This window comes from Siccibacter colletis (assembly GCF_000696575.1).
GTDB lineage: Bacteria > Pseudomonadota > Gammaproteobacteria > Enterobacterales > Enterobacteriaceae > Siccibacter > Siccibacter colletis.
This window is the reverse complement of record NZ_JMSQ01000027.1, coordinates 1-462: the sequence shown is the minus strand read 5'-3', so window position 1 is coordinate 462 and position 462 is coordinate 1. Positions and strand designations below refer to the sequence as shown.

1 tRNA gene and 1 rRNA gene are annotated in these 462 nt (G+C 50.6%); both read right to left on the bottom strand.

Annotated elements, in window-relative coordinates:
• Positions 1–138: 138 nt before the first annotated feature.
• Positions 139–213, bottom strand: a tRNA-Glu gene (locus ET34_RS0118360).
• A gap of 87 nt (positions 214–300) precedes the next feature.
• Positions 301–462: ribosomal RNA gene (locus ET34_RS0118355) — 16S ribosomal RNA — on the bottom strand; the annotation flags it as partial.

The window sequence follows — 462 nt, the reverse complement described above, 5'->3', positions numbered from 1 at the left end:
GTTTACGGAGAACAGAAACAGTGTGTCGTTTCAATTTTCAGCTTGTTCCGGATTGTTAAAGAGCAAATATCTCAAACGTGACTTGAAAGTCAGTTTTGAGATATCGGTTGGTTGTGTCTTTCACCCACAGCCAGCAAGTGGCGTCCCCTAGGGGATTCGAACCCCTGTTGCCGCCGTGAAAGGGCGGAGTCCTAACCGCTAGACGAAGGGGACACGGAGTGTCACGACTTCGTAGCCGTCTTGCTCGTTACTTTTCATCAGACAATCTGTGTGAGCACTGCGGAGTTGTATCTTTTAAGGTAAGGAGGTGATCCAACCGCAGGTTCCCCTACGGTTACCTTGTTACGACTTCACCCCAGTCATGAATCACAAAGTGGTAAGCGCCCTCCCGAAGGTTAAGCTACCTACTTCTTTTGCAACCCACTCCCATGGTGTGACGGGCGGTGTGTACAAGGCCCGGGA